The organism is Deinococcus sp. HSC-46F16 (assembly GCF_024171495.1).
Taxonomy (GTDB): Bacteria; Deinococcota; Deinococci; order Deinococcales; family Deinococcaceae; genus Deinococcus.
Genome location: NZ_JALJZW010000001.1, coordinates 12,142 through 30,271, shown reverse-complemented (window position 1 = coordinate 30,271; position 18,130 = coordinate 12,142). Strand labels below are relative to the sequence as shown.

At 69.9% G+C, this 18,130-nt stretch carries 26 protein-coding genes; 8 read left to right on the top strand and 18 right to left on the bottom strand.

The window, feature by feature from the left end; genetic code table 11:
• Positions 1–40: 40 nt before the first annotated feature.
• The 5 genes from L1280_RS00255 to mnhG are packed head-to-tail and all read left to right on the top strand — an operon-like array spanning position 41 to position 3,265.
• On the top strand, positions 41–484 hold the full coding sequence (locus L1280_RS00255) for a sodium:proton antiporter (protein WP_253579994.1): 444 nt from the start codon (positions 41–43) through the stop codon (positions 482–484).
• Positions 481–2,022, top strand: coding sequence for a proton-conducting transporter membrane subunit (locus tag L1280_RS00250; protein WP_253579993.1), 1,542 nt, complete (start codon positions 481–483; stop codon positions 2,020–2,022). Before L1280_RS00255 ends, L1280_RS00250 begins: the two co-directional genes overlap by 4 nt.
• Positions 2,019–2,552 carry a Na+/H+ antiporter subunit E gene (locus tag L1280_RS00245; RefSeq protein WP_253579992.1) on the top strand — a complete coding sequence of 178 codons (534 nt, stop codon included), beginning with the start codon at positions 2,019–2,021 and terminating at the stop codon, positions 2,550–2,552. The genes L1280_RS00250 and L1280_RS00245 overlap by 4 nt, the downstream gene beginning before the upstream one ends.
• Entirely contained in the window at positions 2,549–2,809 is a 261-nt protein-coding gene (locus tag L1280_RS00240; protein ID WP_027459842.1) for a monovalent cation/H+ antiporter complex subunit F, read from the top strand. The genes L1280_RS00245 and L1280_RS00240 overlap by 4 nt, the downstream gene beginning before the upstream one ends.
• Before the next feature lie 39 nt (positions 2,810–2,848).
• Positions 2,849–3,265 carry a monovalent cation/H(+) antiporter subunit G gene (gene mnhG / locus L1280_RS00235; RefSeq protein ID WP_104991168.1) on the top strand — a complete coding sequence of 139 codons (417 nt, stop codon included), beginning with the start codon at positions 2,849–2,851 and terminating at the stop codon, positions 3,263–3,265.
• Positions 3,266–3,272: 7 nt separating this feature from the next.
• On the opposite strand, the gene L1280_RS00230 is transcribed toward mnhG, so the two are convergent.
• From L1280_RS00230 to L1280_RS00220, 3 genes are all read right to left on the bottom strand, one after another.
• Positions 3,273–4,271, bottom strand: a complete 999-nt coding sequence (locus L1280_RS00230) for a TerC family protein (RefSeq protein WP_253579991.1) — start codon at positions 4,269–4,271, stop codon at positions 3,273–3,275.
• 269 nt (positions 4,272–4,540) lie between these two features.
• The gene (locus tag L1280_RS00225; protein WP_253579990.1) at positions 4,541–4,870 is read right to left on the bottom strand and encodes a hypothetical protein; all 330 of its coding nucleotides are present in this window, start codon (positions 4,868–4,870) and stop codon (positions 4,541–4,543) included.
• Positions 4,871–4,903: 33 nt separating this feature from the next.
• Positions 4,904–5,488, bottom strand: coding sequence for a YIP1 family protein (locus L1280_RS00220; RefSeq protein ID WP_253579989.1), 585 nt, complete (start codon positions 5,486–5,488; stop codon positions 4,904–4,906).
• Between the two features lie 130 nt (positions 5,489–5,618).
• Between L1280_RS00220 and era the strand changes: the two genes are divergently transcribed.
• The gene (era, locus tag L1280_RS00215) at positions 5,619–6,563 is read left to right on the top strand and encodes a GTPase Era (RefSeq protein WP_253579988.1); all 945 of its coding nucleotides are present in this window, start codon (positions 5,619–5,621) and stop codon (positions 6,561–6,563) included.
• 42 nt (positions 6,564–6,605) lie between these two features.
• Here the strand turns inward: era and L1280_RS00210 are convergent, their stop codons facing one another.
• The 4 genes from L1280_RS00210 to L1280_RS00195 are packed head-to-tail and all read right to left on the bottom strand — an operon-like array spanning position 6,606 to position 8,520.
• Positions 6,606–7,100, bottom strand: a complete 495-nt coding sequence (locus L1280_RS00210) for a Nudix hydrolase (protein ID WP_253579987.1) — start codon at positions 7,098–7,100, stop codon at positions 6,606–6,608.
• A complete protein-coding gene (locus L1280_RS00205; protein WP_253579986.1) occupies positions 7,100–7,612 on the bottom strand; it encodes a YfiT family bacillithiol transferase in 513 nt (170 codons plus the stop codon). The genes L1280_RS00210 and L1280_RS00205 overlap by 1 nt, the downstream gene beginning before the upstream one ends.
• Positions 7,609–7,968 (bottom strand): nucleotide pyrophosphohydrolase, encoded by a 360-nt coding sequence (locus L1280_RS00200; protein ID WP_253579985.1) that lies wholly within the window; start codon positions 7,966–7,968, stop codon positions 7,609–7,611. Before L1280_RS00200 ends, L1280_RS00205 begins: the two co-directional genes overlap by 4 nt.
• A gap of 60 nt (positions 7,969–8,028) precedes the next feature.
• Complete coding sequence (locus tag L1280_RS00195; RefSeq protein WP_253579984.1) at positions 8,029–8,520, bottom strand: DUF4384 domain-containing protein; 492 nt, start codon at positions 8,518–8,520, stop codon at positions 8,029–8,031.
• A 102-nt stretch (positions 8,521–8,622) separates the two neighbouring features.
• Between L1280_RS00195 and ftsH the strand changes: the two genes are divergently transcribed.
• Positions 8,623–10,533, top strand: a complete 1,911-nt coding sequence (gene ftsH, locus L1280_RS00190) for an ATP-dependent zinc metalloprotease FtsH (protein ID WP_253579983.1) — start codon at positions 8,623–8,625, stop codon at positions 10,531–10,533.
• 59 nt (positions 10,534–10,592) lie between these two features.
• Here the strand turns inward: ftsH and L1280_RS00185 are convergent, their stop codons facing one another.
• From L1280_RS00185 to L1280_RS00170, 4 genes are read right to left on the bottom strand one after another with little or no spacing between them, the layout of a single operon-like run.
• A complete protein-coding gene (locus L1280_RS00185; protein WP_253581045.1) occupies positions 10,593–11,774 on the bottom strand; it encodes a mechanosensitive ion channel family protein in 1,182 nt (393 codons plus the stop codon).
• A gap of 55 nt (positions 11,775–11,829) precedes the next feature.
• On the bottom strand, positions 11,830–12,858 hold the full coding sequence (plsX, locus tag L1280_RS00180; protein WP_253579982.1) for a phosphate acyltransferase PlsX: 1,029 nt from the start codon (positions 12,856–12,858) through the stop codon (positions 11,830–11,832).
• Entirely contained in the window at positions 12,848–13,435 is a 588-nt protein-coding gene (locus L1280_RS00175) for an NYN domain-containing protein (RefSeq protein ID WP_253579981.1), read from the bottom strand. The genes plsX and L1280_RS00175 overlap by 11 nt, the downstream gene beginning before the upstream one ends.
• A 39-nt stretch (positions 13,436–13,474) precedes the next feature.
• Positions 13,475–13,819 carry a DUF309 domain-containing protein gene (locus tag L1280_RS00170; protein ID WP_253579980.1) on the bottom strand — a complete coding sequence of 115 codons (345 nt, stop codon included), beginning with the start codon at positions 13,817–13,819 and terminating at the stop codon, positions 13,475–13,477.
• Positions 13,820–13,933: 114 nt separating this feature from the next.
• Here L1280_RS00170 and trxA point away from each other — a divergent pair, with 114 nt between their 5' ends.
• Complete coding sequence (gene trxA / locus L1280_RS00165) at positions 13,934–14,266, top strand: thioredoxin (protein ID WP_253579979.1); 333 nt, start codon at positions 13,934–13,936, stop codon at positions 14,264–14,266.
• Between the two features lie 51 nt (positions 14,267–14,317).
• Here the strand turns inward: trxA and L1280_RS00160 are convergent, their stop codons facing one another.
• The 7 genes from L1280_RS00160 to rpmJ all read right to left on the bottom strand — a co-directional run bounded on the left by L1280_RS00160 (position 14,318) and on the right by rpmJ (position 18,033).
• Complete coding sequence (locus tag L1280_RS00160; protein ID WP_253579978.1) at positions 14,318–14,881, bottom strand: alpha/beta hydrolase; 564 nt, start codon at positions 14,879–14,881, stop codon at positions 14,318–14,320.
• A gap of 73 nt (positions 14,882–14,954) precedes the next feature.
• Positions 14,955–15,305, bottom strand: a complete 351-nt coding sequence (gene rplQ / locus L1280_RS00155; RefSeq protein WP_253579977.1) for a 50S ribosomal protein L17 — start codon at positions 15,303–15,305, stop codon at positions 14,955–14,957.
• 54 nt (positions 15,306–15,359) lie between these two features.
• Entirely contained in the window at positions 15,360–16,352 is a 993-nt protein-coding gene (locus tag L1280_RS00150; protein ID WP_253579976.1) for a DNA-directed RNA polymerase subunit alpha, read from the bottom strand.
• Positions 16,353–16,365: 13 nt separating this feature from the next.
• Positions 16,366–16,986, bottom strand: a complete 621-nt coding sequence (rpsD, locus tag L1280_RS00145) for a 30S ribosomal protein S4 (RefSeq protein WP_253579973.1) — start codon at positions 16,984–16,986, stop codon at positions 16,366–16,368.
• Between the two features lie 151 nt (positions 16,987–17,137).
• Entirely contained in the window at positions 17,138–17,533 is a 396-nt protein-coding gene (rpsK, locus tag L1280_RS00140) for a 30S ribosomal protein S11 (protein ID WP_027460629.1), read from the bottom strand.
• A 3-nt stretch (positions 17,534–17,536) separates the two neighbouring features.
• Positions 17,537–17,917: a 30S ribosomal protein S13 gene (gene rpsM / locus L1280_RS00135; RefSeq protein WP_253579971.1), complete on the bottom strand. Its 381-nt coding sequence runs from the start codon at positions 17,915–17,917 to the stop codon at positions 17,537–17,539.
• Positions 17,918–17,919: 2 nt separating this feature from the next.
• Positions 17,920–18,033, bottom strand: a complete 114-nt coding sequence (gene rpmJ / locus L1280_RS00130) for a 50S ribosomal protein L36 (RefSeq protein WP_012693977.1) — start codon at positions 18,031–18,033, stop codon at positions 17,920–17,922.
• Positions 18,034–18,130 lie beyond the last annotated feature (97 nt).

Here is an 18,130-nt window from a genome sequence, read left to right as displayed (position 1 = left end):
TCCCCGCCCCTGCCCCCTTCCCCTTCCGGAGGCCCGCTGAATGGAAACCCTGTTTGCCGTGATTATCGGCCTGCTGGTGGCGGCAGGCGTCTTTCTGGTGCTCTCGCGGGTGATCGTGCGGGTGGTGCTGGGGCTGACCTTTATCGGCTACGCGGCCAACCTCGCCATCCTGACCGTGGCGGGGCTGCGCGACGTGTCGCCGCCGCTGCTGACGCTGCCCGGCCCCTACATGGACCCCCTGCCGCAGGCGCTGATCCTGACCGCGATCGTGATCGGCTTCGCCACCACCGCGCTGCTGCTCACGGTGGCGCTGCGGGCCTATCAGGTCGCCGGACACGACGACGTGGAGGCCTTTGGGGACAGCCTCGCCCGTGACCCGGACGCCCACGACGGCTCCTTTGCCGACCCCGAGCACCAGAGCCCCGACCGCCCCGACGTGGAGGACGAAGAGGTCACCCCCGTCGTCGCCGGAGGGCGCCCGTGACCCCGGCCGACCTCGCGTGGCTGCCGCTGGCGCCCATCCTGACGCCGCTGGGAATCGGCGTGCTGCTGCTGTACCCCTGGCGCCGCCCGGTGCGGGCAGGGCTGGCGCTCGCCGGGGCGCTCGCGGTGCTGCTGTTCGCGGCGTGGCTCGTCGCGGCCACCTCGGGCGGGGCGGTGCTGGTGAGCAGCCTGGGGGGCTGGTCCGCGCCCTTCGGCATCGTGATGACCGCCGACCGCCTAGCGGCGTGGATGAGCCTGCTCGCGGCGGTCAGCGGAGTGCTGGCGGTGTGGCAGGCGGCCGCCGACCCCGACCCGGTGCGCGAGAAGCACCACCTCTTCGGGCTGCTGTTCTTCCTGTTCGCGGGGGTGCAGCTCTCCTTCCTGACGGGGGACCTCTTCAACCTGTTCGTGGCGTTCGAGGTGATGCTGGTCGCCTCCTACGCGCTCGCGGTGCTGGGGTCCACCCGCGAGCAACTGCGCGAGGGCTTCCGTTACATCGTGATGAATCTGGTGGCCTCGGCGCTGCTGGTGGTGACCTGCGGGCTGGCCTACGGGGTGCTGGGCACGCTGAACTTCGCGCACCTCGCGCAGCGCTCGGCGGAACTGGGGCCGAACACCACGGTGACGGCGGTGGGCGTGCTGCTGCTGATCGTGTTCGCGGCCAAGGGAGCGCTCTTTCCGCTGGGCTTCTGGCTGCCGGGCACCTACCCGGCGCTGCCGCCCGCCGTCGGGGCCTTTTTCGCGGCGGTGCTCACCAAGGTGGGGGTCTACGCCCTGATCCGGGTGTTCACGACGGTTTTCAATCAGGACCCCGCCCTGCCCAACACGCTGCTGCTGGGGCTGGGCGCCGTGACGATGCTCTTCGGGGCCTTCGGCGCGGTGAGCCAGCGCGAGTGGCGGCGCATCTTCTCCTTCACGGTGATCAGCTCGGTGGGCTACCTGGCCTTCGGGCTGGGGATCGGCACCCCGGAGGCGCTGCGGGCGAGCGTGGCGTACCTCGCGGTGAGCGTGCTCGTGACGGCGGCGCTGTTCGCCATCGCGGCGGTCGCGGAGCGGGCGTCCGGGTCGCGGCTGGTCGCGGTGCGGGGAATGCTGGACTTTCTGCCGCTGCTGGCCGCGTGCTTCCTGCTGTGTGCGCTGACGGTGGCGGGGCTGCCGCCCTCGGGGGGGTTTGTCGCCAAGTACGCGCTGGTGCGGGCCGGATTGGCCCAGGGGTCGCCGCTGGCGCTGGCCGCCGTGTTCAGCGCCCTGCTCGCCAGCCTGATCCTGCTGTACGCGATGCTGGGCGTGTGGCGCGGGTTTTTCTGGGGCAAGCACCTCGTGATGTTCCCGGTGTACCGGGTGCCCCTCGCGCTGCGGGCCGCCGCCTACGCCGCGACCGCGCTCGTCGCGGGGCTGACCCTCTTTGCCGGGCCGCTGCTGGGCTGGGCCGACGCGACCGCCGCCGAGCTGAGCGAGCCCGGTCAGTACATCCGGGGCGTGCTGGGCGACGAACCGGTCGTGATTCCGCCCCCGCCCACCGTGCCGGAGGAACCGTGAGCCGTCTCACCCTGGCCTGCCTGCTGGCGGTGGTCTGGGCGCTGCTGCTGGGCGGGCCGGGCGTGCGGAACCTCGCGGTCGGGCTGGCGCTGGGGGTACTGATCGTGCGGCTGTTTCCACGGGCGGTGGGGGCACGCGCGGCCCCCCAGAGGCCACCTGACCTGCGGGCCACCCTGCGGCGTGGGATCGGCTGGCTGGCCTTCGTCGGCTTTTTCCTGCGCGAGCTGGCGGTGGCGAACGTGCAGGTCGCGCTCCTCGCACTGCGGCCCCACCCCCCCCTCAACGCCCTGATCGTGGAGGTCCCGCTGCGGCTGCGGAGCGAGGGGCTGCTGACCGTCCTCTCCGCCGCGATCACCCTGATGCCGGGCACTGTCACGATGGGCCTGAGCCGCGACCGCCGCACCCTCTACGCCCACGCCATCGGCACCGCCGACGCCGAGGCGGCCCGCGCGTCCATCGTGCGGGTGGAGCGTTACCTGCTGCCGCTGGACACTCCTTTTCCCCTCTCCCCCACCGGAGGCCCCGCATGATCATCAACCTGGCCCTGGGCATCGTGACCCTCTCGGTGCTGCTCGTGACCTACCGCGTGCTGCGCGGCCCCTCGTGGGGCGACCGCATCATGGCCTTCGACTTCCTGAGCGTGAATCTGGTCGTGCTGTTTGCCCTGATCGCGGTGCGGACCGGTTACCTCGTGATGCTCGACGCCGCGCTGGTCCTGAGCCTGCTGGGGTTTCTCTCCACCGTGGCCCTGACCCGCTACCTGCTGCTGGGCCGGGTGATGAAGTGAGGAGGCCCGCCGACCTCCTCCCCGCTGGGAGGCGTCCCCGTGGATGACTTCCGGCCCGCCCGCGACCTCCCGATTCTGTTCGGGGCCTTTTTCGTGCTCACGGCGGCGATCGGGGTGGTGCGCTTTCCGGACCTCTACTCGCGGCTGCACGCGAGCAGCAAGCTCGTCACGCTGGGGTCGGCGGGCATCTTCCTGGGGGTGGCCTTTGCGCTCAACGACGCGGCGGCCTTTACCCGGCTGGCGGCGGTGCTGCTGTTTCAGTTCCTGACCACGCCCCTCTCGGCGTACCTGATCGCGCAGGCGGCCTACCTGCGGGGCCTGCCGCCCATCCTGGGGGACGGGCGGGGCGAGGGGATCGACGAGTGGGGCGCCCTGGGCCGCGCCGACGAGGTCGCGCAGGCCGACCGCGAGGCCCTGCGGGTGCTGGCCGAGGAGGGCCTCGCGGACGAGGGGTAGGCGGGGGTTACGCCTTGGCCGCGTCCCCCGTTCCACCGCGCGGGCGCCACAGGCTGACGAGCACGCCGCCGCCCAGAATCGCCAGGGTCACCGTGAGGCTGATCGCCGGGTCCACCTTGCCGAGCGCCTGCCCCCAGAAAATCTTGCCGCCGATAAAGACGAGCACCAGCGCGAGCGCGGGCTTGAGGGCCCAGAAGCGCTCGACCAGGGCACCCAGCGCGAAATACAGCGCCCGCAGCCCCAGGATGGCGAAGATGTTGCTGGTGTACACGATAAAGGGGTCTTGCGTGATGGCGAAGATCGCCGGGATGGAATCCACCGCGAACACCAGATCGGCGAACTCGACCAGCAGGAGGGCCAGCAGCAGCGGCGTGGCGTGCAGCCGCAGCCGCCCGGCGGCGTCGGGCAGCCGGGTCAGAAACTTCTGGCCGTCCAGCTTCGGGCTGAGGGGCAGCACCCGCCGCAGCGCCCTCACCACGACGTGCCGCTGGAGGTCAGGGGCCTCGCCGTGCCCGCCGCCCCCGCGCAGCAGCTTGACGCCGGTCAGCAGCAGGAAGGCGCCGAACACCCACATCACCCAGTCGAACTGCGAGACCAGCGCCGCGCCCAGCGCGATCATGATGCCGCGCAGCACGATCACGCCCAGGATGCCCCAGAACAGCACCCGGTGCTGCAGGGCGCGGGGAATCGCCAGCGCCGCGAAAATCACGCTGATCACGAACACGTTGTCGAGGGCCAGCGCCTTCTCCACCGCGAAGCCCGTCAGGTACGCCATGCCGCTCTCGGCGCCCAGCGCCCACCACACCCACGCGCCATAGAGGAGCGCCACGGCGATGTAAAAAGCACTCAGGCGCAGGCTGGCGCCCACCCCCAGGTCCTCGCCCCGCTCTCCCCGTCGCCGCGCGAGCACCCCGAGGTCGAAGACCAGCAGGCCCAGCACCAGCCCGAAAAAGACTGCCCACATCCACACGGGCTTGCCCATCCACAACGTCATCCACAGGTCCATTCCGGGAATCCCTTTCGGACCGGCCACCCGGCGCCGCCCGGCAGCCAGGGCTCCACAACGGGGAGGGGCCAGCACCGGAGCAGGCGTCCCCGGATGGGGGTCCTGCCCAGGTCTGGCCCTCGCTGCGGGGGACCGGGGCGGCATTGCCTCCCGAACTGTCGGTCCCCGCGCACCCGGCCGGACTCGGCGCGGGCGGCGTACTCCCCTGGAGTGCCCGCAGTGTGACAGAGCGTCAACGCGGCAGAGTGTGGCGGTGGGAACAGAGGGGATCAGACCCCGGTGTCGGCAATCCCCCGCAGGCGCTCGACCCGCTCGGCCAGCTCTCCCAACTCCAGGCCGCGCAGGGCACGCGCGGCGCGGTCCACCCCGGCCCCGTCCACCCGGTTCTCGTTCCAGCCCGCGATCAGCATCGCGCAGCCTTGCAGGGCGTCCCCCATCTGCTCCTTGTGGAACATGGCGGCCAGGGTGCCCTCCCGCTGGGGTTGGGTCTGCTGTACCTGTCCCTGCACGTCGAGCACCACCTGCATAAAGACCTGGTCGAGCCGGGCGCGGTCGTCGGCGGAGAGGGTCACGTCGGGGGAACCGGGAGTCTGGGTCATGGCGGGCAGTTTAGAGGGGTCAGGCGGCCCGGATCAGTTGCCGGGAAAGGGCGCCAGCAGCGCCGGGGCGATCAGGCGGTCGACCAGCAGGCCGTTGACCAGGGCGGCCAGCAGCAACGTCACGCCCGCCTGCACGGCGCCGCGCAGGTTCATGCTGGACTGCACCGCCAGGAAACCGAAAAAGATCAGCGCCAGCGTGACCCCCAGGCTGACGATCCAGTTCACGATGGGGATGATGCCCAGCAGGGTGCCCAGGAGGCTCAGCGGCACGTAGAACAGCGAAAAGGTGTAGGCGACCTCGGCGTAGCTCCCGGTGCCCCGGAACAGCAGCCGCCCCAGCCCGTAGACCAGCCCGGTGAAGACCGCAAATTGCAGCGGAATCAGGATCAGCCGCGTGAGCAGTTGCCCCAGCACCGTCACGTCCTCGTGAAAGGGCGCGAAGATCGCCGCCACGACCGCCGAGACGACCGCCGCCAGCCCCACGTACAGGAACGCTTGCCGGGTGTCGCCCCGGCGCTCGAACAGTTCGAAGGTCTCGGGACTGGGCCGCGACAGCACCGCCGCGCTCTGGGCGAACAGGTCCGCGTAACTGGCCTGGAGACGGGTCGGAGGAGTCATGCTCCCAGGGTACGGCGCGGGGGGCGCGGGGCAGTGAAGCGCCCGGCCGAGCTAAAGCGGCGCTCAAGGCATCCGGCGAATGGCAACCCCCTCCCGCCGTGCCCCCGCGTCCCCGTGAGACAATCGGCCCATGACGGACCTCCCCTCCTTCCCCGACTCCGGCGACACCCAGACCCCTAATCCAGGGACACACAGCGGGTTCGTCGCCATCGTCGGCAAGCCCAACGTCGGCAAGAGCACGCTGCTCAACGCCTTTCTCAACACCAAGGTGGCCCCCACCAGCCCCCGGCCTCAGACCACCCGCCGGGGCGTGCGCGGCATCCACTCCACCGACACGCACCAGATCGTCTTTGTGGACACGCCGGGCCTCCACAAGCCCAAGGACGCCCTGGGCAAGTACATGAACCAGGAGGTCCACAGTGCGCTCAGCGACGTGGACGTGATCCTGTGGGTCGTGGACCTGCGCCACCCCCCCACCGACGAAGATCAGCTCGTGGCCCGGCAGGTGCGCGACCTGCCCAAGCCTCTCTTTCTGATCGGCAACAAGACCGACGCCGCCAAGTATCCCGACGAGGCGATGAAGCTCTACCGCGCCCTGCTCGAAGAGCGCACGGGCGAGACGACCGAAACCATGCTCAGCGCCCAGAACAGCCCTGAGGCGGTGGGCACGCTGCGCGAGCAGATTCTGGACGCGCTGCCGGAAAACCCCTTCTTCTTCCCGCGCGGCAGTGCGTCGGACCAGAGCCGTGAGCAGTGGGCCGCCGAGATCATCCGCGAGGAAGCGATGAAAAAGCTGCGCGACGAGCTGCCCTACGCCGTCGCCACCCGCGTCAACCGCTGGACCGAGCGCGAGGACGGCCTCCAGCGCATCGAGGGCGAGATCGTCGTCGAGAAGAACGCCCACAAGGGCATGGTGATCGGCGCCGGGGGCAAGCAACTGCGCGAGATCGGGCAGGCCGCCCGCAAGCAGCTCGAAGTGTTCCTGAACCGCAAGGTGTTCCTGGGGCTGGAGGTCATCGTGATTCCCGGCTGGCGCGAGGATGAGGAGGCGCTGCGGGAACTGGGGTACGAGTAAAGCGGTCAGGCGTCAGCGATCAGCAAAACGGGGGGCGGGCGCTCAGGCGTTCGCCCCTCCGCTTTGGATGCCCAGGCGCCCCCGTTCGCGCAGGGCAGCCTCGTAAAAGAGTTTGGTCTGGTACATCCGAACCTGCCCGGCCTCATACAGCGCGGCGAACTCCTCCCGGCTCACGTAACGGGCCTCGGCCACCTCGTCGGTGAAGGTGGGGGCGACGGTCTGCCCCGGCAGCGGCTCGGCCAGCCAGATGTGGCGCAGGATGAATGCGCCGTCGGGGAACTGGCCCAGGTAGGTGTTGAGGTACTTCACCAGCCGCACGCGCAGCCCGGTTTCCTCGTAGGCCTCGCGCACGGCGGTGTCCTGCGGGTTCTCGCCGTCCTCCACGCTGCCCGAGGGGATGTGCCACAGCCCGGCCTTCTCCATCTGCCCCGGCACGCCGAGTTCGCACACCAGCAGGATGTCGCCGCGCTCATTCAGGATGACCACGCCTCCCGCGTGCAGCGAGACGGGAACGTGTGTGCGCTCGTCGTGCTGCATCAGCCCACCACCCGGCGGATGTGGGCCAGGTGGTGCAGACCGTGCCAGGCGTACATCGCGGCCAGCGTGTCCACGGTATAGGCCTGCCCCAGCGCGGGGTGGGTCCACTCGCGCGGCCATTCCTCCGGGCTCAGGCTTTCGAGGAGGGCGGCCCAGCGAACGTGCAGCCCACCCAGCAGTGCGAGGCTGGGGGCAACGGGGAGCCGCATGTCGGGCAATTTCGCCCACTCGCCCTCCTCGTAGGGCCTGATCGTCGGGCGGTCCTCGGTTAGCGCAAGCTTGAGGCGTACCACCGCGTTCATATGGCTGTCGGCGAGGTGGTGGACGACCTGCCGCACCGTCCAGCCACCGTCCCGGTAGGGCGTGTCCAGCACGGCGTCCGGCTGATTGGCGACGGCGGCGCGAAGCTGGTCGGGAAAGTCACGGATGGCCCCCACCGCCTCCGCCCGCTCCTCCGGCGTCAGGGTGAGGGGCTGCGGCATCGGCCCGAGGGGAAAACGCGGGTCGGTCACTCGCCCGCCTCCTTTCTCGTCCAGCGGTCGGCGTCGCGCGTCTCGACCTTCGCCATCATCCGCTCAAACCCGCGCTCCAGACTCAGGCCCCGCTCGTTTGCCATACAGACCATCACGAAGAGGAGGTCGGCAAGTTCCATCTCCAGGTCGCCCGCCTCCTCGCCGGGCTTGGGCCTTTTGCCATTGCCGTGGGCGATCACGCGGGCGATCTCGCCGGTTTCCTCGGTGAGGCGGGCCAGCATCAGCAGGGGCGGGAAGTACCCCTCCTCGAACTGCGAGATATAGGCGTCCACGCGGCGCCGGGCGTCCTCGAAGGTCAGGCTTGGGCGGGGGAGGCTCGTGGGGGTCTGGCTCATGTCCGGCAGGGTAAACAAAAACCAGCCGCGTGGAGGCGGCTGGGGCGATGAAGGGGCAGCTCAGCGAATGTAGAGGTAGGTTTCCTGCACGTCGCGGTCGGCGGAGGCGTAGGGCTGCACGTACTGGGTCGTGACCGCATTCCACTGGCCGTCGTTGTAGACCCCACTGAAGACGAGTTCGGTCGTGGGCCGCACGCGGGTGAAGATCGCCCGGACACGCTGGAGGCCGCGCGGCGGGGCCACGTTGTAGGTCACGCCGTCCTGCGGGCGGGGAAAGACGGTGGTGCCCGCCTGCACGGAGACGCCCTGCACCAGCGTGCTGGCGACCCCGCCGGGTTGCAGGGCGACCAGCGTGACGTAGCCCGGCGTGCGGGTGGTGAGCTGGAAGCGCACGGCCTCGCCCACGAGGTAGGTGGCCCCCTCCCCCCGGTCGGGGCGCAGGTCCGCGATCAGGTTGCTGCGGCTTCCCGCGAGGCCGAGGGTGCTGCCGACGGTCACGGTGCAGGAGCTGAGGCCCAGGGCCAGGGCGCCGAACAAGGCGAGTTTGTGCATGGAAGCAGCGTAGTTGCCCAAGCTGACGCGCTCCTGAGAACTGAGCGCCCGGAAGGTCAGAAAGCCCAGCATGTGGGAACGTGGTGGGCCGTAGCATGAGGTATGCGCCGCTCCCGCCTGCACCCCGCCGTGCCCCGGCTGCTGCTGCCACTGCTGCTGCTCGCGTCCCTGGCGACCCACGCCCAGGCCAGCCGCGCGGCGGCCCCGGCCCCCGGCTCCCAGGAGACGCGGCCCGGCCCGGCCCTCCCCCCGGCCCGCTACACGCTCAACCGCCTGTTCGAGGACGCTGAGGCCGGGCGAATCCGGCTGCTGACGCTGGCGGGCACCGGGGACGCCTCGGTGTATCTGGAAGATCAGACGCGGCCCGTCTCCCTGGTGGTCCCCACCGACGCGGCGACCCAGGCCTCCACCCTGACCCGGCTGCGGCAGGCCGACGTGCCCCTGCGGGTCGTGACGGGCGGTTCGCCCTTCGCATGGGTGGGGTCGGTGCTCCCGCTGATCCTGACCGGGCTGATCCTGCTGGTGCTGTGGCGCTCGCTGCGCGGCGGGGCGGGCGGAGGAAACGCGGCGGGGAACTTCGGGAAGTCGAAAGCGGCGGTGATCAGCGAGGGCCAGATCAAACTGACCTTTGCCGATGTCGCGGGCTGTGACGAGGCCAAGCAGGACTTGCAGGAAGTCGTCGACTTCCTGCGCCACCCCGAGCGTTACCACCAGCTCGGTGCCCGCATTCCCCACGGGGTGTTGCTGGTCGGCCCCCCCGGTTCCGGCAAGACCCTCCTGGCCAAAGCGGTCGCGGGCGAAGCCCGCGTCCCCTACTTCTCCATCTCCGGCTCCGACTTCGTCGAGATGTTCGTCGGCGTCGGCGCCGCCCGCGTCCGTGACCTCTTCGAGCAGGCCCGCAAGTCCGCCCCCTGCATCGTCTTTATCGACGAGATCGACGCCGTGGGCCGAAAGCGCGGCGTCAACCTCCAGGGCGGCAACGACGAACGCGAACAGACGTTGAATCAGTTGCTGGTGGAAATGGACGGCTTCGCCTCCGGGCAGGAAGTCATCATCCTGGCCGCCACCAACCGCCCCGATGTCCTGGACGCCGCGCTGCTGCGTCCAGGACGCTTCGACCGTCAGGTGGTCGTGGACGCCCCCGACGTGCGGGGGCGGGAGATGATCCTGCGCATTCATGCCCGCAAGAAGCCCCTGGATCCCAGCGTCGATCTGGGGGTGATTGCCCGCCGGACGGCGGGGATGGTGGGGGCGGATCTGGAGAACCTGCTGAACGAGGCGGCGCTGGGGGCGGCGCGGGCGGGGCGGTCGAAGATCGTGATGCGGGATGTGGAAGAAGCGCGGGACCGGGTGCTGATGGGACCGGAGCGCCGCTCGCTGGTGGTGCGGGAAGCGGACCGGCGGGTGACGGCCTACCACGAGGTCGGTCACGCCCTCGCCGCTCAACTGCTGCCCCACGCCCAGCGGGTCGCCAAGCTCACCGTGGTGCCGCGTGGCCGGGCGGCGGGCTACATGATGCCCGACGCCGACGACCGCCTGCACGTCACCCGCCCCGCGCTGGAAGACATGGTCGCCGTGGCGCTCGCGGGCCGCGCCGCCGAGGAGGTCGTGTTCGGAGAGATCACGACAGGTGCCCAGAACGACTTCCAGCAGGCGACCGGCCTCGCCCGGCGAATGGTCACCGAGTGGGGCATGTCGCCGCGCATCGGCAAGGTGGCGCTGGCCGAGGGCGAGGGAAGCTTCCTGGGGGGCGGCCCGCAGCTTGTGCCCATGAGCGAGGCGACCGCGCACACGGTGGACGAGGAGGTCCGGGGCATCATCGAGGCGGCCTACGCCCGCGCCGTCGCCCTCGTGCAGACGCACCTGGTCCGCGTCCACGAGGTTGTCGAGGTGCTGATGCGCCGCGAGACGCTCAGCGGGGAGGAGTTCTCCACCCTGCTCGCGGGCGGCACCCTGGACGAGTTGCCCCTGCCGCCCCCGGCGCCCCTCCCGCCCGCGCCGCTGCCCGCCTGAAGGGCCGCTGGAGCAAGCCGCCGACCTGCCTGGGTCGGCGGCTTCTTGGTGCCCAGCGATCAGATCTCCTCGTCCTCCGGGTCGCGCATCTGGGAGGGCGGGACCGGGGGCTGGGTGCGGTTCTGGTCACGGCGGGGGTCGGGGGCCGGGGCATTGCCCGACACCTTGATCTCCAGCGGGGTCGAGCCGAAGCTCAGGCTGCGCTGCGGAGCCGGAATCTCGATGCCCGCCTCGTCCATGGCGATCTTGATGCGGCGGTTGAACTCGCGGCCCAGGGCATACTGGCCCTTGGGCTGCACCTTGTACAGCGCCCGCAGGGTGACGCCGTCGGGGGCGAGGCGGGTCACGCCCTGAATCTCGGGTTCCTCCAGAAAGGAGGCTGCCCACGCCGGGTCCGCGTACAGTTCGCGGCTCACGCGCTCCAGCACCCGCAGCGCCTCGTCGATGTCCGCGCCGTAGGTCACGTCCACCGTGGCGACCACCCGCGACCAGTCCTTGCTGCTCACGCTGACCGTCTGAATCTGCCCGTTGGGAATGATGTGCACGGTGCCGTCGAGTCCCCGCAGGGCCGTCACGCGCAGGTTGAGGCGCTCCACGTTGCCGCTGAGCTGCCCGGTGTTGACGGTGATCACGTCGCCCACCCCGTACTGGTCTTCGAGCAGGATGAAGAAGCCGGTGAACACGTCCTTGATCAGGCTCTGGGCGCCGAAGCCCACCGCGAGACCCAGCACCGACACCCCGGCCAGCAGGCTGGTCGCGTTGACCCCCAGCGCCTGTAGTCCGGCGATCAGGGCGAGAATCACCAGCGCGACCTTCAGGGTGCTGTCCACCACCCCCCGCAGCGTCTGCACCCGCACAGTGCGGCGGCTGAACTCCTCCTCGGCCACGATGCGCGAGGTCAGGGTGCCGATCAGGGTCCAGCCGATCAGGGACAGCGCCACGATCACCAAGACTTGCCCGGCGCTGTGCCGCAAGCCGTCTACGATGTCCCCGCCGAGGTCGAACAGCACGGGCACGCTGGGGAGGTAGGCCACCCGCGTGGCGACCGCCAGCCAGCCCAGCACCACCACGGCGGTCCACAGCCAGCCCAACCCCGACACCAGCCGGGGGGGCGCGTGGCCCTCCAGCGCCCGCAGTACGGTGCGCCCGAAGCGGTAGAGCGCGTAGGCCACCACCAGGGTCAGCCCCAGACCGAGCCAGACCTGGGGCTTCCGAAATTGAAAGGCGAGTTCGTTCAGCAGGTCGGCGGGCATCGCCTCAGCCTCGCATGAGGACGTGAGCCGGGGCAACGCAGGCTCAGGCTGGGGCCAGCGCCGCCTCCAGCCGGGCGATCAGGTCGGCCTCATGGGCGCGGGCGGCCCGCAGCAGGGCGTTCTTGACCGCGCGGGCGTCGGCGCTGCCATGGCCGATAAAGGCCAGCCCTCGCACCCCGATCAATATGCTCGCCCCGTAGGTGCTGGGGTCCATCCGCTCGGCCAGGCCCCGCAGCGCCGGGCGCACGAGGAGCCCCCCCACCTTGGACTTCAGGCTGGCCCCCAGCGCGTCGCGCACCCACCCGAAGAGCACCTTGGCCTCGCCCTCGGCGAGCTTGAGGACCACGTTCCCGGTAAAGCCGTCGGTCACCACGATGTCGGTGGTCCCCTGAAAGAGGTCGCGGCCCTCCACATTGCCGTGGAAGGTGATGCCCTGACCGTGCAGCTCGCGCAGCAGGCCGTGCGCCTCCAGCACGAGCTGGCTGCCCTTGTGGGCTTCCTCCCCGATGGAGAGCAGGCCCACCGTGGGGTTCTCGCGGTCCTCCACCACCCGCAGGTACACGGTCGCCAGCCGCGCCCACTGCGCGAGGTATGCCGCCTTCACGTCCGCGTTCGCGCCCACGTCGAGCAGGGTCACGAAGCCCTTCTTGCTGGGGAGGTGCGCCAGGATGGCCGGGCGGTCCACGCCCTTCACGCGTCCCAGGGTCAGCAGCGCCGAGGCCATCGTCGCGCCGCTGTGGCCCATGCTGACGGCGGCGGCGGCCCGGCCCTCCTTCACCAGCCGGGTGCAGACGTTGATGCTTGCCCCCGTGCGGCTGCGCACGTCCGAGGCGTGCTCGTCCATCCCGATCACGTCGGGGGCGTCTACCACGTCCAGCGGCAGGCTGGCGCTGCCGGGGTGCTTGCCGAGTTCGGCATGCAGCGCCACGCGCGGCCCGACGAGCAGCACCGGCACGCCCGCGCGGGCAGCCTGCACTGCCCCTGCCACGTTCGGCGCGGCCCCGTGGTCCCCACCCACCGCGTCCAGGGCGATGGGCAGGGTGGTCTTCGGCGTGCCCGGCTCAGCGCTCATCGGGCTCCGTCAGCGCCGCCGTGACGTAAAAGGGGCGGCTTCCGGCTTCGGCGCGGCCCTCGCTGGGCAGACGGTAGCCGGGGCGCTCCACCTCGGGGCGCAGGGCCGAGAGGTCCACGTACTCGTCGGCGGCATTTCGCAACTCGTAGCTCGTCATCTCGGGAATGCTCGCCACCACCACCCGCTTACCCCGCGCCCGCAGCACCTCCACCGGACGCTCGAAGTCGCCGTCCCCGGTCAGCAGGATGGCCGTATCAAAACGGTCGGCGGTCGTCAGCAGGTCGGTCACCAGGAAGATGTCGAGGCTGGCCCGGCGCTGCGTCTCGCCGTGCTCGTCGGTGACCTCGCGCAGCGGGCGGGTGCGGACCGTATAGCCCATGTAGGTCAGGGCGTCCACGAAGCGCTTTTGCTTGTCGTCGGGGTGGGCGGGCACGGCGGTGTAATAGAAGGCGTTGTGGAGGGTGCCGCCCGCGCGGAAGTGCTCCAGAATCTTGCGGTGGTCGAAGTTCCAACCCAGGCGGCGGGCCGCCGCGTAGACGTTGGCCCCGTCAATAAAGAGGGCAATGCGTTCGGTCATAGGGGCTCCTGCCGGGGCACGTCGCGGCCCCGTCACCGCTCAGCATACGGGACCCTGCCCCAACCCGAGCTGTGGCCGCCGGGCCGGGTCGTGCAGCGCTGCCCACACCTCCGAGCGCAGCCGCCGCAGGTCCACCCCGCCGTAGCTGCCCGGCAGCCGCGCGAGGTACACCTCCGCTTTGTAGAAATTGCGGTGGGTGAGGCTGCCGTGGTGCCAGCGCTTGTGCAGGGCGGCGGCGAGCAGGATCAGCGCTTGCAAGAAATCCCGCTCCGTGCCCGCCGCTGTCCGCCACGGCGTTTCCCAGGCCTCGTGCGCCTCCCACCACTCGCCCGCGTCAAACAGGCGGGCGCCCTCGCGCAGGTGGTCTTTCCCCCCTCCGGTCATGGGCGCAGGCTAACGTACCCGGCCCCGCGCCGTTCCCCCCGCCGATGAACCCACGGTTAGGCTGCGTGCATCTGCCGCATATCCGCCCATGCCCCCGGGGGGTATACTCGGTTCATGAAGCCTGTGGAACTCACGGACAGCACCTTCCAGAGCGAGACGGCCGAGGGCCTGACCCTGGTGGACTTCTGGGCACCCTGGTGCGGTCCCTGCCGCATCATCGCCCCCGTCATCGAGGAACTCGCCGGGCAGTATGAGGGCCGGGTCAAGGTCGCCAAGCTCAACGTGGACGACAACCCCAGCGTCTCCGGCCAGTACCGGGTGATGAGCATCCCCACCATGATCCTCTTCAAGGACGGCCAACCCGTCGAGGGCATGGTCGGTGCGCAGCCCAAGCGGGCCTTCGAGGCCCTGCTCGACAAGTACGCGGCGGCCAACGTCACGAACTGACCTCTTCACCGCCGCATGGGCCGCCTCTTTCCGGGGCGGCCCTTCACATGGTCAGAAGCGGGTGATCGGCGGCGGGGTCCAGGCGTGTAGGCACTCGGAGAGCAGCACCTCGCCGTCCTCCCACTCCCCATGCCCGCTCGCCGCGTTGAGATGTCCGGCTTCCCCCGCTGTGATGAACTCGGCGCCCCAGGTCTCCGCCAGGGCCTCCGCCCACTCGAAAGCCGCATAGGGGTCGTTCTCGCTCGCCACGACCAGCGCCGGAAAGGGGAGCGGGCCGGGTGGAAGTGGCGCGAAGCGGCGCACGGCGTCGTGAACCTCTGGACTTGCAGGGTCAGGGGGCGCAACCAGCAGGGCTCCGCGCACCCGCTCAGGCACTGTGGAGCAAGCTGCCCAGTGGGCCACAGCCAGCACGCCGAGGCTGTGGGCAATGAGGACCAGTTCGCCGGGTGTCTCCTGAACCACTCGGTCGAGCCGGGCAGCCAGATTCGGAGGGCTGGCCTGCTCCGGGTCTGGCTGCCGCACCCGCGCCGCCCCGAACTTCTGCTCCCAGAGGGTCTGCCAGTGCCCCGGCCCGCTGCCGCCCAGGCCGGGCACGATCACGAGGGTCGGGGTCATGACCGAGCCTATCAGCCTCCAGCGGTCAGCAAAGAAAAACCCCGCCGAAGCGGGGCTCTGAACACGTCTGGGTTCAGACGAGTTCGATCAGGGCCATCGTGACGCCGTCGCCGCGGCGGGTGCCCACGCGCAGGATGCGGGTGTAGCCACCGGGACGGTCAGCATACTTGGGGGCCACCTCATCCATCACCTTGCGAACGACGTCCTTGTCGTGGATGTCGCGGGCGACGAGGCGGCGGGCGTGCAGGTCCCCACCCTTGGCGGTGGTGATCAGCTTCTCGACGTAGGGGCGCAGCTCCTTGGCCTTGGTGAGGGTCGTCTGGATGCGGCCCTCGCGCAGCAGCGCCGTCGCCTGGGCGCGGGCCAGGGCGGTGCGGGCGCTGCTGTTGCGGTTGAGCTTGCGACCGGATTTACCGTGACGCATGGGAAGTCTCCTTGGGGGTCAGGCGCGGGAGGAAAAGGCCCCGCGCACTGGAAATCAGTCTCTGAGGGCCAGCCCGAACTGCGCGAGCTGCTGCTTGATCTCGTCGAGGCTGCGCTCGCCGATGCCGGGGACCTTCTTCAGGTCACGGTCGGACAGGGCGCACAGGGCGTCCACGCTGTCGATGCCTTCCTCCTTGAGGGAGTGCAGCACGCGGGTGGTCAGCCCCAGGCCTTCGAGGGTCACGCGGGGCGTGTCGAGGTCGCCCGCCGGGTACGAACCGGGGTCGAGGTCGGGCATCCGGGGAGCCTCGGGGGCCGCTGCCGCGACCGGGGCCGCTGGCGTGTACGCCGGGGTCAGCTCCGGAACGGCGGGCAGCGTTTCCACGTTGCCGAACACGGTCAGCTCGTCGCGCAGGATCTCGACGGCCTTGTCCAGCGTCTCCTGGGGGCCGACGCTGCCGTCGGTCCAGACCCGCAGAATCAGGCGGTCGAGGTCGGTCTGCTGGCCCACGCGGGTGTTCTCCACGTGGTAGGCCACCCGGCGCACCGGCGAGAACACGGCGTCCACCGGGATCGAGTTGATGCGGTCCTTGGTGGAGTGCTTGTCGGCAGGAACGTAGCCCTCGCCCTCCTCGACGCGCACCTCCATCACCAATTTGCCGTCTTCGGCGAGCGTGGCGATGGGGAGGTCGGGGTTGACGATCTCGGCGTCACTGGGCACCTCGAAGGCGCTCGCCCGCACCACGCCCTCGCCCTGCGCCCGCAGGGTCAGGGTCTTGGGGCCGGGGGCGTGGAACTTCACGACGAGTTCCTTGAGGTTCAGGATGATGCGGATGACGTCTTCCTTGACGCCGGGGATGGTCGAAAACTCGTGGAGGACATCCTCGATGTACACGCTCGTCACGGCGGTGCCGGGGATCGAGGACATCAGGATGCGCCGGATGGGATTCCCGATGGTGACGCCGTAGCCGCGCGCGAGCGGTTCGAGCACGAACTCGCCGTAATCGCCGTCGACGCGGGCTTTGAGTTGAGGGCGCTTTTGATCCACTGGGGCCTCCCGATTAGCGCGAGTAGTACTCGATGATGAAGTTCTCGTTGATGGGCAGGGCGAGGTCTTCGCGGGCGGGCAGGCGCACGAAGGTGCCGCTGAAGGTCTCGGGGTTCAGTTCGATCCAGGGCGAGACGCGGCGGCGCTTTTGCGCCTCCATGTTTTCCTGAATAAAGCCCATGGAGCGGCTCTTCTCGGAGACGGTGATCTCGTCGCCGATCTTGACCCGGTAGCTGGGAATATCCACCCGCTTGCCGTTGACGAGCACGTGCCCGTGGCCGACAAACTGCCGGGCCTGGCGGCGGGTGCTGGCAAAGCCCATGCGGAACACGACGTTGTCGAGGCGGCGCTCGAGCAGTTGCAGGAACACCGTGCCGGTCACGCCGGGCACGTTCGCGGCTTCCTCGAAGAGGTTGCGGAACTGCTTCTCGTTGACGCCGTACAGCCGGGCGAGCTTCTGCTTTTCACGCAGGCGCACGCTGTAGTCGCTGGGGCGGCCACGGCCCCGGCGCTGCCCGTGCTGACCGGGCGCGTAGGGGCGCCGGTCGAGGTACTTCTGGACTTTCTCGGTCTCCGCGAGGTTGATGCCCTCGCGGCGGCTGAGCTTGGTGATGGAACCACGGAAACGACCCATGTCTTGATCTCCTTGCGGTGGCAGGTTTCAAACCTGCCCACCGGGTCTGCGGCCCTCTGGCGCCCGCTTCCTCGCCGGTGGTGCGGCTCTCTTCCCCCGGAAACGGGCCGGAGTCAGGCGGAAGCGGGACAGGTGGGCACGCGCGGCGCGATTAGGCGCGGAACTTCTTCTTGGGGCGGCAGCCGTTGTGGGGCACGGGGCTGTCGTCCATGATGGACTTCACTTCGATGCCGGAGGCCTGAATGGCGCGGATCGCCTGCTCGCGGCCCGAGCCGGTGCCGCGCACGATCACGTCCACGACGTTCATGCCGAAGGTCTGCTGGGCCTTTTTCACGGCGTCAGCAGCGGCGAGCTGGGCCGCGTAGGGGGTGCCCTTCTTGCTGCCCTTGTAGCCGATGGTGCCGCCACTCGACCACGCGACGGAGTTGCCGTCGAGGTCGGTGATGGTCACGATGGTGTTGTTGTAGCTCGCGTGCACGTACGCGCGGCCCGCGCTGATGTTGCGCCGGGCGCGGCGGGGGGTCTTGCCCTTGGTGGTCTTCGCCATGGCTTACTTCCTCGTCGCCTTCTTCTTGCCCGCGACGGTCTTGCGCGGTCCCTTGCGGGTGCGGGCGTTCGTCTTCGTGCGCTGGCCGCGCACGGGCAGGCCGCGGCGGTGGCGCAGGCCACGGTACGCGCCGATGTCCATCAGGCGCTTGATGTTCTGGCCGACTTCCGAACGGAGGTCGCCTTCCACCTTGTAGGTGCGCTCGATGGCGTCACGCAGGGTGCTCTGGTCCGCCTCACTGAGGTTCTTGACGCGGGTGTCGGGGCTGATCCCGGTCTGCGCCAGCACTTCCTTGGAGCGGGTCAGGCCGATTCCGTAGATGTAGGTCAGGGCGATCTCGACGCGCTTTTCACGCGGAAGGTCCACACCGGCAATACGCGCCATGCTTAGCCCTGCCTCTGCTTGTGCTTGACATTGGAGCAGATGACCAGCACGCGCCCGTGGCGGCGGATCACCTTGCAGTTGTCGCACATCTTCTTGACACTGCTGCGAACTTTCATGCGTCCTCCTCGCAGCCGCCTCACGTCGTCGCCCACGGCCTGTTCAACCTGCGGCGACGCGCTCAGCAGCGCTCGACCCCCCTGGCCCTCGGACCAC

Bases quoted from the DNA above. Each gene is read 5' to 3' on its own strand.
- L1280_RS00255 (WP_253579994.1), top strand. From the start codon at position 41: ATGGAAACCCTGTTTGCCGTGATTATCGGCCTGCTGGTGGCGGCAGGC.
- L1280_RS00240 (WP_027459842.1), top strand. From the start codon at position 2,549: ATGATCATCAACCTGGCCCTGGGCATCGTGACCCTCTCGGTGCTGCTC.
- L1280_RS00230 (WP_253579991.1), bottom strand. From the start codon at position 4,271: ATGGACCTGTGGATGACGTTGTGGATGGGCAAGCCCGTGTGGATGTGG.
- L1280_RS00225 (WP_253579990.1), bottom strand. From the start codon at position 4,870: ATGACCCAGACTCCCGGTTCCCCCGACGTGACCCTCTCCGCCGACGAC.
- L1280_RS00220 (WP_253579989.1), bottom strand. From the start codon at position 5,488: ATGACTCCTCCGACCCGTCTCCAGGCCAGTTACGCGGACCTGTTCGCC.
- era (WP_253579988.1), top strand. From the start codon at position 5,619: ATGACGGACCTCCCCTCCTTCCCCGACTCCGGCGACACCCAGACCCCT.
- L1280_RS00210 (WP_253579987.1), bottom strand. From the start codon at position 7,100: ATGCAGCACGACGAGCGCACACACGTTCCCGTCTCGCTGCACGCGGGA.
- L1280_RS00200 (WP_253579985.1), bottom strand. From the start codon at position 7,968: ATGAGCCAGACCCCCACGAGCCTCCCCCGCCCAAGCCTGACCTTCGAG.
- L1280_RS00195 (WP_253579984.1), bottom strand. From the start codon at position 8,520: ATGCACAAACTCGCCTTGTTCGGCGCCCTGGCCCTGGGCCTCAGCTCC.
- ftsH (WP_253579983.1), top strand. From the start codon at position 8,623: ATGCGCCGCTCCCGCCTGCACCCCGCCGTGCCCCGGCTGCTGCTGCCA.
- plsX (WP_253579982.1), bottom strand. From the start codon at position 12,858: ATGAGCGCTGAGCCGGGCACGCCGAAGACCACCCTGCCCATCGCCCTG.
- L1280_RS00175 (WP_253579981.1), bottom strand. From the start codon at position 13,435: ATGACCGAACGCATTGCCCTCTTTATTGACGGGGCCAACGTCTACGCG.
- L1280_RS00170 (WP_253579980.1), bottom strand. From the start codon at position 13,819: ATGACCGGAGGGGGGAAAGACCACCTGCGCGAGGGCGCCCGCCTGTTT.
- trxA (WP_253579979.1), top strand. From the start codon at position 13,934: ATGAAGCCTGTGGAACTCACGGACAGCACCTTCCAGAGCGAGACGGCC.
- L1280_RS00160 (WP_253579978.1), bottom strand. From the start codon at position 14,881: ATGACCCCGACCCTCGTGATCGTGCCCGGCCTGGGCGGCAGCGGGCCG.
- rplQ (WP_253579977.1), bottom strand. From the start codon at position 15,305: ATGCGTCACGGTAAATCCGGTCGCAAGCTCAACCGCAACAGCAGCGCC.
- rpsD (WP_253579973.1), bottom strand. From the start codon at position 16,986: ATGGGTCGTTTCCGTGGTTCCATCACCAAGCTCAGCCGCCGCGAGGGC.
- rpsK (WP_027460629.1), bottom strand. From the start codon at position 17,533: ATGGCGAAGACCACCAAGGGCAAGACCCCCCGCCGCGCCCGGCGCAAC.
- rpsM (WP_253579971.1), bottom strand. From the start codon at position 17,917: ATGGCGCGTATTGCCGGTGTGGACCTTCCGCGTGAAAAGCGCGTCGAG.
- rpmJ (WP_012693977.1), bottom strand. From the start codon at position 18,033: ATGAAAGTTCGCAGCAGTGTCAAGAAGATGTGCGACAACTGCAAGGTG.